The sequence below is a fragment of the Carboxylicivirga sp. genome, from assembly GCF_982718395.1.
In genome coordinates this window covers 1-11,315 of record NZ_CEXQWX010000186.1, presented here as the reverse complement: position 1 = coordinate 11,315, position 11,315 = coordinate 1, and the positions used below count along the sequence as shown (strand labels likewise).

The window sequence follows — 11,315 nt, the reverse complement described above, 5'->3', positions numbered from 1 at the left end:
TCGAAATTCATTATGTCATTTAATGTTAGAAATATTGATGATTGCATTGAAGTAGCCAAAAAAGCAGGAATAAGTTGCGTATACCACGGTGGTATTTTTGAAACATGGGGGACATTTAAAATCCGGGAACAGGATTTTCCTGATGGTTACCAGTCGGTTCGGGAATGTTCCGATAAAGCAGAAAAGCATGGTATCAATCTCGGTGCTCATACTTTAACTAACTTTATTACAACGAATGACCCAATGGTAACACCTAAGCCCAATCCGGGATTGGTAATGGCGGGCATTACCCGGTTAGAAGAGGGAATCACAGAAAGTGATACCGAACTATTGTTAGGTGATGAGCAAATGCGTCCGGCTTATTATGAACCCAATTTGGATAAAGCCAACCCAAGATGGAGAGAGCATACAGCTGTGCGTATTGGTGACGAAATTATTGAATACTCTTTTGCAACGGCCAATGGTCAATTGATATTAAAAGATTGTAAGCGTGGTGCGTTTGGAACAAAAGCCGTTGCACATAAAAAAGGTGAGCAAGTGGCTCGTTTAATGTCGCATGCTTATAAAATATTTTTCCCAGATATCAATCTACAGGATCAAATGGCTAAAAACCTGGCTAAATTCTTCAATGAAGCAAATCTAAAACGGATTAGTTTTGATGGACTGGAAGGTGGACTGGCATGTGGTCATGGTCGTTACGGAGGGGATCGTTTTATGAAAGTGTTCTACGATCATTTGGATAACCCAAATATTGTTGCCAATTCATCAAATGTTACTCATTTCGGCTGGCATTATCTATCAAATGAAAGCTGGGGTGAACCATGGACGTCTAAAAACTTTAGAGAAGCACATTTAGATCATCGAATCAGGGTACAAAAAGGATTAAAGGAAGATCTGCTACCCCGCAAGATGGGACAGTTCAGTATCAATAGCCGAACCACGAAACAAGACATTGAATGGGTGATGGGCTTAGGTGCAGGCTATGATGCAGGTGTTGATTTCTACATCAGTCCTAATATCGAAAAGTCAAATAATGAAGGTACAGCCATCCTGGAAGAAATTAAAAAGTGGGAGAATGCCAGAATGGACGGAATATTCACAGAAGAACAAAAAGAAAAACTGCGTGATCCTTTTACCTTTTATGGCTTAGAAGTAAATGAAGGTAAAGCTAAATTAGTATTTATCGAATCCTGGGCACCTGAAGGCGGAAAAGCTCATGGTATGAATGATAAAAACAGTTTACCTTCAGAAATACTTAAAAGTAGCTCAGAAGCTCCTGTTTCTTTCGACTATAAACATGTAAACATGACCACAGAACCGGGGTTGCCTACATCTACCACCTGGGAATATTATTGTGCCGGCAAAAAACAGAAGCTGCACTATGCCATTCGTCTGCCAAAGGAAGCCAAAGAAAGTGTTAAAGGCATCTACCTGAAAGTTGGAACGCAAAAATGTGAAATACCTGTCACCCTTAAGCCGGGCGAATACCTGGTTAATAAGGGAGATGAAACGATCTATCATTGTAATGAAAAGCATGCCGTATTAAAGAAATTGACGCTTCAGGATGCCTCATATACAGCAACAGAAGGAAAGAACTTAATCGAATTTGATTATAAAGGAAAAGGAAGAGTAGCAGGACCCGAGATGATTGTGAATTTTCAGACGAAGAAATAATAATAGGATTCGTTAGAAAAATAACATGGATATAGCGACCTAAGTAACGTAGCTTGGGTACCCACCGGCATTAATGGAGGAAAGAAAAATTTGGTATCAAGCTGTTCATCTTTAAATTTTTCCCGTAATGTTGCCTTGGTGGGTAAGCGAGTACTTGAGTCGACGGCGTTTTTGTCTACTTTTTGTGCTGTAGGCAAAAAGTAGAAGCCACAACGGCTTGAGTTGAAAATAAATAATGAAAATGAAATTGCCCTGATAAGATGTATAAATAATAAAAAGTGATAATCCACATAGTTATGAAAAAAAAGATATTAACCATACTTTTGCTGACTGGGTTTACAATCGGCCTATGGGCACAACAACCCCTTCCGAAATACGATAAAGCAGCGGTAACAGAAAAAAACGACTGGCTGGTTAAACCCGTCTCACAAACAACACAACTGTATCAGGATGCAGACGGCTACCTGGTGTTATCCAATGGAATTGTGAGCCGAACCTTTGCAACAAACCCCAATGGTGCCACAGTAGGACTGGAGCATTTGCAAACCAATGAATCATTTCTTCGTTCGGTACGCCCCGAAGCTGAGTTACAGATAGATGGAATGACCTTCGAAGTGGGAGGATTGAAAGGACAACCCATTCATAATTATCTTTTGCCTGAGTGGCTGGATGAGATGACTAACAATCCATCAGCATTTCAATTGATTGATTACGAGGTGGGACCAACAAAGGAGCGCTTTCCATGGAAAAAGCGAATTGAATGGATGCCCAAGGATATGCCATGGCCTGCACCTGGTAAAGAATTGGTATTTCATTACCGCCTGAATGATGAAGCCATTAAGCGATTGGTGGCTACCATGGCCTCAGATGCCAATCGTTCAGTTCTGTTAAATGATCAGTTTGAAACCTTATCGGATAACTGGAAACGTTATGAATCAAAGGCCCATGATCGTAACTCCTTTATTAACGAAGGCAAGGCTGGTGAGATTATGGCACTGGCTAACACCGCTGTTTATGCCGAGCAAGAGGTAAAGCAGGGATCAAGTGTGTTTATGGCTAAAATTAATCCGGGTACCGACAAGAGCGTTAGCTGGGGGCCGGGAATAGGTCTCGTATTTAAGAACCAGGTGTTAAAACTTAATTTACGTCCCGGTCATAAGGAATTTGGCTTTTACGATGGGGAGCACGAAACACGCATAAAAGGCATGAAGACCGGTGAAGCGGTATGGCTGCGCCTGGAGCAAAAAAGTGAGACGATCATTGCTACTTATTCCTACGACCGAAAGAGCTGGACACAAGTGGCAAATGTATCAGTTGGTGAAAACAAACCACTCAAACTGAGGGTTGGAAAGATGGATTGGGCAGGTAAAAACAGCGATCATGGCGATAAAGGAGAACGAGGACGGTGTCTGGTTGAGGCTGTAGAAGTACTTGGTGAGGTGGCTGCAGGCGCACAGGATGCACAATTGACAAACCTGAATTACCTTAAAAACCTCAAGGTTAGTGTGCATCATGAATTATACGATGGCTTACCTGTATTTTGTAAGTGGGTAACTGTAGAAAACAGTTCAGATCGCGAGATAGTTATCAACACTTTTAAAAGTGAGATACTGGCGGCTACGGAACCCAAGAGTGTGGTTGATCCGAAAAATGCCTGGACCAAACCCAATATCACCATCGAAACCGATTATGTGTTTGGTGGTATGTCTGATGAAAACGTTTATAACTCAAGTGTAGCCTGGAACAAAGATCCACTGTATAAAACACAGGTTAATTATTCACGTGTAACCCCTTGTTTGCTGGAAGCCTATCCTAAATATGGTCCGGCGCAGGAAGTTAAACCAGGTGAAGTGTTTGAGACCTTCAGGGTGTGGGAATTGCTGAATGATACCTGGGACAGGGAGCGTAAAGGTTTAGCTCATCGTAAAATGTTGCGTGCCATGGCACCTTGGGTAACTGAGAATCCAATATTGATGCATGTGCGTAAGGCGGATGATAAATCGGTTAAAAAAGCCATAGACCAGTGTGCTGAGGTGGGTTTTGAAAAAGTAATCATGACCTTCGGTAGTGGTTTTAATGCCGAAGATGTTTCTAAAGCTAACCTCGATCGCATGAAAGCATTGGCCGATTACGCCCATTCGAAAAACATTACTTTAGGGGGCTATTCATTACTGGCCAGCCGTCGTGCACCCAAGGGCCACAATGTGATTATGCCTGAAGGCATGCGCCCTCGCTTTGGTAATTCGCCTTGCATTGAAAGCAAGTGGGGGCACGATTATTTCGATAAGCTTTACAAGCTTTATGAATATACCGGTCTGGATAATTTTGAGCACGATGGTTCCTATCCGGGAGATGTTTGTGCTTCTACTGAACATCCCGGGCATAAAGGATTGGCTGATTCGCAGTGGAAACAATACAAACGTATTACTGACTACTACAAATGGTGTCGTAGCAAAGGTATCTACCTGAATGTGCCGGATTATTATTTCTTAAGCGGAAGTAATAAAACAGGCATGGGTTATCGCGAAACCAACTGGTCATTGCCACGTGAGCAGCAAGAAATTATTGAGCGACAAAATATTTACGACGGTACCTGGGAGAAGACGCCTTCCATGGGCTGGATGTTTGTGCCATTGGTGCAATACCATGGAGGAGGAGCAGCTGCAACCATTGAACCTCTGAAAGAACATTTGCCACATTACGGACAGCGTATGGCCAATTTGTTTGGTGCCGGTGTGCAGGCCTGTTATCGTGGACCTCAATTGTACGATGCTCCGGAAACAAAAGCCTTGGTAAAAAAATGGGTGGATTTCTATAAACAACACAGAGCGATATTGGATGCAGACATTGTACACGTACGTCGGGCCGATGGACGTGACTATGATGCCATCCTTCATGTTGATCCCTTTGGTGAAGAAAAAGGCCTGTTAATGGTATATAACCCTTTGAACAAACCTGTTCAGAAAACGATTACCGTGAACCTGTATTATACTGGTTTGGAGAAGAGTGCCATGATCAGCGAGCAGGATGGAAAAGCGAAAAAGTACAAGCTGGATGGGCAAGGTAATACAACTATTCAGTTAAATATACCGGCCAAAGGAACCACCTGGTATGTGATAAAATAAGAGATGTTTATATTACCTCATAATCCCCTTAAAAGGGGATGTTGGCCTGTAAGGTCAATACATAATAGCGCAGGGCGAGAAGCCCTGCGTTAAGAAGTACTACAAAATAAAGCACTGTAGGTGCGATACATTATTAAAGCTTTCATTTTTGGGAATAAATGCTCATTAAGTGATGAATGAAAACATTTATATGTGCCGGACTTACAGCTCTAAAATTTTATTATCCGCACTAACATAGCCCTTACGGACTATGCTATTATGTATCGTCCCCTTGGGACTAAAATAGAATTCGATGTATGGCCTGTAATGCTTGTTCCGCCTTAGCGGAAGCCTGTACATAATAGCGAGGGTGAAGCCCTGCAATCCTAAAAGGCCTGACAGGTTTCGAGAACCTGTCAGGCCTTTCAATATTACCAAATTAGGATTTATAACGAACGTTTAAGCTCGTCAATCAACCCTTCAGTTGTTGTATTGTATTTATTATTCAGGTATTCCTCAATTGATCGCTGAGAAAAAGCTATTTTAAATTCAGAAAATCCAATTTTATCAACCAGATATTTAGTAAAAACACCTGAAACAGGATAATTCTGTTCTTTGCTAAAAAAAGAAGTACCTCCGTTTAAAAGTTCTTTGTTTAATAATTCAGAGTGTTTTTTAGTTATTTCTAAATCATTAATAAAACTGTTTTTATTTAAAATATAATCAGTGTATTGTCTGAAACCTTCGTCAAATAATGGGGTCATATAGTAACCGATTTTTTGAAAGATGATACTGTGTGCCGTTTCATGTTCTATGGTTGCCAGATCGACATTATATGTATGCAATACATTGCCCATGCATTTCCCCCATACAGTACTCCACATCGGAGCAGCAATAAATTTTTGTAGCTCAATCCTGTCAGCATAGATATACAGTTTCATCTTATTGATATTGCAGGTATCCTCGTTTAGACAATTACATAAATTGATAACATACTCATCCAAGGAGTCAGTTAATGTATTAGCTATTGAATCAACGTTCAATGCTTTTGCAATATTCAGATCAAAAAATAAGGTTGATTTTTTCTGAAAGTACTGACTTTTTAGCTTTCGAATATCATTAATATTCTCTTCTTGAGAAACAGAGCTTGCATATCCTGAATAGCTTATCTCGTGGTCACTAAATATATAAAACTGATAGGCACCAACGCCGTAAATAGAAAAAGGACTTAAAGTGTTTTTATTATTCTTGCAGGTGTAAAGTATTTTTGCATTATCAGTTAAGTAATAAAAAGCATCATTATCCTTATCAAATGCTTCCGTTTTAAACAAAAATGACTTTTTCCCTACTTGTATTGGTATTTCTGAATATGTATTCCTGAATTTAAAGATGGCACCGTAAAGTTGTAAGTGTTTTTCAAAGTCTGCCGGAATAAGATCGCACTCCTTTTTGTAAACAAATGTTGGCTTCTTGCCCCAAAAAATTAAACCTTCAACACCTTGTTTGTCACTTAATGATATGGATTCTGAGTCAGGAAATATAACAAGAACTGTATCTGTTTTATAGAACTTTTGTACTAACTCAAAGTTTTCATCCATTGATTGAAAATAAGGGGATTGGGCGGTAAGTTGGTTTACTAAACCAACCAACATTAAAAGGGATATTAAAAGAGGGTTTTTCATTGTAAATTTTCTCAATATGACAAACCACAAGAATGGGCGGTTACAACAATCAGGCAAAAAGTGTTTAAAGATTTTCAGTATATGCCTAGTCAAAAGAACCCGTTATTGCCAAAATGATTTGTAAACCGCCATTTCAGAAGTTGTTTATTCTGATTTTAATTCTGTTGTATATGCTATAAGATTGTTGAAACAAAACAAGCCCTACGTCAAATAGTCTGTTTCTCTCCAACCGCTGATAGCCATAATCTGACCGCTCATCGGATAATTATTACCACTTATCGGCAAAATCTAACCATTTAAAACTAATGAACTTCGCGCTTTTTTGCATCATTAATTGGAGCGTCCCACTAAGTTTTATTCAGCAAAGCCTCCAGCTTGTTTATGGGATCAATATAGATATCCTTGTGGATAAAAAAACAAACATAAGACATGCAACTTCAATATTTGTAATATAATGCCCACTTTGGTGCTTCGCCCAAACCCGACTTACTGCTGAATCAATTAAGAATACTCAATTCTTAATCGCTGGTAATCAACTTCCGGGTATCTTTTTCGATTACCAATCCGATATATCTATTCAGCAAAAGCATCCTTGAAAGTGCGGTGGTCCGTCTCATTGGCGAGCCAGCTAAGGAGTGAATGATAAATCGTTTAGCAGAACATCAATGAGGCTTGCCCTACATTGATAGTGATGCTTATTATTTATCAGAGCGCATAGAAGCATCAATGAGACTAGCCTTTTTTATTTCCTTTTTTGGTAATGAAAAAAGGAAAACCCGTCTGGTAAGACAATGCATTCCTGAATCTTTTTGCTATAGATAACACTAGCAAATAAATTATTACTAAGGCATTTTTTAGAAATGAACTTAACCCACAGCAATTAAAAGTAATCCTGGTTTTACCTAACTATAAATCAAACAAAAAAGGGCACCAAATGGCACCCTATAACTTTTATCAGCTTAAAAATTTAATTACTACCAGCCTCAATTTCTTCTTCACTATTGCTGCGACGTCTTACTAATTCATTAGAAGCGTCAATTATTTTACCCAGATTGGTATTTAAGGTCATGTATGGTTCAGGGTTCACCATCATCATACTACGTAAGTATAATACCAATTTGCTGTTTATCAACTTGATTAACTCCCTTTTTATGGCTGTGGCACTCTTTTGCAAATCATTAATGCCCTGTGAGTCAATCCAGCGTTTTCGGCACTTTTAAACTGATCCTGCTCGGTTTTTAGCTTATCAATCAGGCCTTGCACGCTTGGTAATAACTCAATATTTGCTACCATTGAAGGTTCTTCCAAATCAATAAATAAAGATTCCAACTTAGTGGATTGGGCCGTGTAATTGAGTATGGTTAGCTCCAGTTTATATTTATCAAATACCTTACTAACCGACTCGGCTGCCTTCCGAACGTCAGGATCGAGGTGATGCTTGTAACCACGAATCAGGTAGACAACCGAGCGATAGGTATCATCGCGTGAGTTATCGAAAGCATCCAGTTCCGATTCAATCTTATTTCGATCAATGGCAATCACCAATTGATCGCGCAGTGCCTTAATTTCATTTTTCATTAGAGGTAGATGAACATCTTCGGCCGGAGCCGCATCGAGTTCAACCACAGTTTTTGCTCCCAAATCGGCAGCATCATCACCACGAGTTCCGTGGTCTACTTTACTGATTGTATTCATACGCTTAGTTTATGGATTATTATTGTGCTGATAAAAGTTATTTCATCGTTTTCGTATTGGCATTAATAAACCTTTATGGTCCTCAGAAAAAGAGGCGACATTAATAAATATTTACATGCTCGCTGGAAGTAAAACACCCCGTGAACAAATCTTTACGCCTCTGCTGGAAATAAAACATCTTGTTAATAAACATTCATGCCTTTGCTGGGAGTAAAACACGCCGTTAACAAATCTTCATTGCTTTGCTGGGACTAAAATACCTCGTAAATAAACCTTCATACCTGTTTTACAAGAAAAACATCAAAGCTATCAGATGCTAATAGCTGATCTGTGGCATTCGAGATGAATGATGATGTTAGGGAAATTTGTTTTATATTTGATTATGTGTTGAATGATAGATCGAAGAGGTCTTTAATTGTTTAGTCATAATAATGAGGTTTTATTGGTTAATGACTTGAAGGTAAAAATTATATAATTAATTACAAGTGAATTGAAGCTAAAATTGTATTTTTTTCATACTGCAAATAGCTGTCATGTCACTCAACAGCACAATTGATCGGTATTAAAGGTCTTTTGGTGTACTAAAATTTTTTTATGGAATTTTCATGCTAGCTATTAAAGAGAGAAAAACAACTGATGGACTTAGCGATAATTATAAAATAAAGACAATAATATTTACAACTACGTTAGCGATTATTATGGACAAGTGATGATATAATGTTTATAAGGAAAATCATTAAGAAAATAATTTGTAATGAGTGAAAAGCTAGAAAAAACCGTTAATGCCATAAAGGAATTGGTAGCTCTTTTTAAAGTAGAAAGAACAGTTTACTTGGTTATTACTCTTATATCTGTTTTGGTACTTATAGGAACAGCGATCATGCTGATAATTCAGAGTGAAAGCCAAGACAATACCATAGCTGTAACGGGACTTTTTGGTTCAACAGGTGGTATTGTTTATTCTACGGGAAGATTGCTTAAGATGTGGTCAGAAGCGATGCTATTAATTCAAAAAGTAATTGAGCAGAAAGATGGACAATAGAAAATTAAAAAGAAGATCTAGACAAGGAGCCTTAATTTCGTCTATAGGTTTCTTAATAATATTATCTGCTTTTGGATTTGCATCATGGAAGTTGAAAAGCTTAAATACAATGATTGCTCAAAAATCGGATAAACTCAATGTGATAAATAAATCTGTTGAATCAGGAACAATTAAACAGACCAAATTGGAACAAATTATAGCAGAACAAAAGAAACAGTCTAATGATTTAGAAAGCCAGTTGTCCGTCAAAAATGAAAATATTAGATTGTTATCAGATAATCTTCAATTGCTGGACAAACAAGTCGCAAGATATAGAGAAAGACTGGTCGAGAAACAAAAATTGGTCAACACCCTTAATGATAAGATTGTCAATAATAATGATTCCTTAACATATTTAAAGAAGCAAGTATCTATTGCACAGAATAACCTGAAAACAAAACTCGATTCAGTAAGACTGAAGGAGAAACAAATTTTAAATTTGAATATTCAGCTGAAAAAATTGGAAAGTGAAAAAAATGCTTATAATAGCTTTTTAGAGAAGTACTCAAATAATAATGTCACAAATATTATCCCAAAAGCAACATCAACAAAAACTGGAAAATATTACAATTTTAAAATCTGGCTTGATATACCAGCAAATAAATTAAGAAAAATAAGTAATGTTACTTACTTTTTCAATCATTCGAGTTTTAGAAACCCAAAAGTTGTAGTCGATTCTCCAAATAATAGTTTTATGACGGAATATATCGGTTGGGGGTGTCTTGACAATATGCCGATAATGATCACATTTAATAATGGGAAAGAAGAAACAATTATTTTCAAGATGTGCGAACATATTAATGACTATTCCATTCCAATAAAGGGAGAAAGCAAAATCCCTCAAAAGGGAAATAATAATCGCAACAATGTATATACAAAATAGGTGTGATAGCAGTAAATATATGGGTTGTAGCCCGCTTCAAATTCTTTACGGCTTGAAAGATTTGAAGTCCGCAATCGCCTACTTTGCACATACTAACCATCAGCAACAATAGCAAATGAGTCATCCGATAAAATATCGTTTTATGACAATTAGATTAAAATTACTTTTTGCTTTATCATTTTTTACTTCCTATGTTCTTGGTGGCTCAATTCAGGATATGGCCTATTCTTCCGAACATATACAATCAATTTCATCGGCTAACGGTTTTGTGTCGTATTGGGATATTCTATTGTATATTCTTTATCTATTACTTGTGGTTCCTTTTATTTACCTAGGATATTTGAATAATCATAAACTTCCTGCCAATAAGAAACCATATCATTTTAAAGGAGAGTATAATGCAAAACACATCATAGAATACGTTGAAGGACTCGAAGTCTTATTTGGTAAAAGCTTTCTTAAGTTTAAACAGTTAATAGAAGAATACGATAAAGACTCTGAAGGTGACCTAAGAGAGCATGCTGAAGTTATGGACAGCATAATTTTATGTATTAAGCTTAATGGCCGAAAAAGATTGACCGTATTTTGGGATTATTCCGACACCTTTCTTAAGGCTATAATTCTATTGTTGCCCGTGATTGGGGTTGCCGTTGTTGTAATCTCCCATAAGTATTTTGGCTTAAGTGGACTTGTGATGGGCTTGATTCCAATGATTTTCATTATGCCTATAATGCTGACCATATTTTCCTATTTTTTACAATTTTCAAAGTACATTATTAGAAAAAGAGGAAAAACAGTACCTGCTTTAAATCTTGCGTTCTTTGCTATGGAAGCTTTAATTAATAGAAATATTAAAAGGTCTTACGATAAAATAACGCGAGACTACTATTACCACACTATAATTCATAAATACAACAATGAAGTAAACGCGAATTCTGGTTTTAGTGGTGTACATGTACGCACTAGCAGTTCTATTTATGGCAATTTGAAGGAATTGACAGTAGGTAGAAACTAAAATGCGGTTGCCAATGTGTATAATTCATAAGGGCATCAAAGGTAAGCGAGTAGCATCATCCGCACCAATTTTGGGTAGTAATTTGATTAGTTTGAAACCTGCAATCCCTTACGAAATCATACACTCACCGTCAGATTGTCTAAAAACCTAAAAGACTTGTTTTCTAAAGGTTAAACTATTT

7 protein-coding genes and 1 pseudogene are annotated in these 11,315 nt (G+C 37.5%); 5 read left to right on the top strand and 3 right to left on the bottom strand.

Features of this window, described 5'->3' with window-relative positions; genetic code table 11:
- Together AC4MRQ_RS22250 and AC4MRQ_RS22245 are read left to right on the top strand one after the other, a co-directional pair.
- Positions 1-1,674, top strand: a pseudogene (locus AC4MRQ_RS22250) (hypothetical protein); the annotation flags it as partial.
- A gap of 296 nt (positions 1,675-1,970) precedes the next feature.
- Positions 1,971-4,799, top strand: coding sequence for a hypothetical protein (locus AC4MRQ_RS22245; protein WP_491199929.1), 2,829 nt, complete (start codon positions 1,971-1,973; stop codon positions 4,797-4,799).
- Between the two features lie 425 nt (positions 4,800-5,224).
- Here the strand turns inward: AC4MRQ_RS22245 and AC4MRQ_RS22240 are convergent, their stop codons facing one another.
- From AC4MRQ_RS22240 to AC4MRQ_RS22230, 3 genes are all read right to left on the bottom strand, one after another.
- The gene (locus AC4MRQ_RS22240; protein ID WP_491199928.1) at positions 5,225-6,460 is read right to left on the bottom strand and encodes a hypothetical protein; all 1,236 of its coding nucleotides are present in this window, start codon (positions 6,458-6,460) and stop codon (positions 5,225-5,227) included.
- A 967-nt stretch (positions 6,461-7,427) separates the two neighbouring features.
- A complete protein-coding gene (locus AC4MRQ_RS22235) occupies positions 7,428-7,556 on the bottom strand; it encodes a hypothetical protein (protein WP_491199927.1) in 129 nt (42 codons plus the stop codon).
- 53 nt (positions 7,557-7,609) lie between these two features.
- The gene (locus AC4MRQ_RS22230; RefSeq protein WP_491199926.1) at positions 7,610-8,155 is read right to left on the bottom strand and encodes a DUF6261 family protein; all 546 of its coding nucleotides are present in this window, start codon (positions 8,153-8,155) and stop codon (positions 7,610-7,612) included.
- A gap of 754 nt (positions 8,156-8,909) precedes the next feature.
- On the opposite strand from AC4MRQ_RS22230, the gene AC4MRQ_RS22225 reads away from it, so the two are divergent.
- The 3 genes from AC4MRQ_RS22225 (at position 8,910) to AC4MRQ_RS22215 (ending at position 11,134) form a co-directional block, all read left to right on the top strand.
- The gene (locus tag AC4MRQ_RS22225) at positions 8,910-9,197 is read left to right on the top strand and encodes a hypothetical protein (protein ID WP_491199925.1); all 288 of its coding nucleotides are present in this window, start codon (positions 8,910-8,912) and stop codon (positions 9,195-9,197) included.
- Positions 9,187-10,119 carry a pYEATS domain-containing protein gene (locus tag AC4MRQ_RS22220; protein WP_491199924.1) on the top strand — a complete coding sequence of 311 codons (933 nt, stop codon included), beginning with the start codon at positions 9,187-9,189 and terminating at the stop codon, positions 10,117-10,119. Before AC4MRQ_RS22225 ends, AC4MRQ_RS22220 begins: the two co-directional genes overlap by 11 nt.
- Positions 10,120-10,261: 142 nt before the next feature.
- Positions 10,262-11,134, top strand: coding sequence for a hypothetical protein (locus AC4MRQ_RS22215; protein ID WP_491199923.1), 873 nt, complete (start codon positions 10,262-10,264; stop codon positions 11,132-11,134).
- The last annotated feature ends 181 nt before the right edge of the window (positions 11,135-11,315 follow it).

Bases quoted from the DNA above. Each gene is read 5' to 3' on its own strand.
- AC4MRQ_RS22220 (WP_491199924.1), top strand. From the start codon at position 9,187: ATGGACAATAGAAAATTAAAAAGAAGATCTAGACAAGGAGCCTTAATT.
- AC4MRQ_RS22235 (WP_491199927.1), bottom strand. From the start codon at position 7,556: ATGATGATGGTGAACCCTGAACCATACATGACCTTAAATACCAATCTG.
- AC4MRQ_RS22230 (WP_491199926.1), bottom strand. From the start codon at position 8,155: ATGAATACAATCAGTAAAGTAGACCACGGAACTCGTGGTGATGATGCT.
- AC4MRQ_RS22240 (WP_491199928.1), bottom strand. From the start codon at position 6,460: ATGAAAAACCCTCTTTTAATATCCCTTTTAATGTTGGTTGGTTTAGTA.
- AC4MRQ_RS22245 (WP_491199929.1), top strand. From the start codon at position 1,971: ATGAAAAAAAAGATATTAACCATACTTTTGCTGACTGGGTTTACAATC.
- AC4MRQ_RS22225 (WP_491199925.1), top strand. From the start codon at position 8,910: ATGAGTGAAAAGCTAGAAAAAACCGTTAATGCCATAAAGGAATTGGTA.
- AC4MRQ_RS22215 (WP_491199923.1), top strand. From the start codon at position 10,262: ATGACAATTAGATTAAAATTACTTTTTGCTTTATCATTTTTTACTTCC.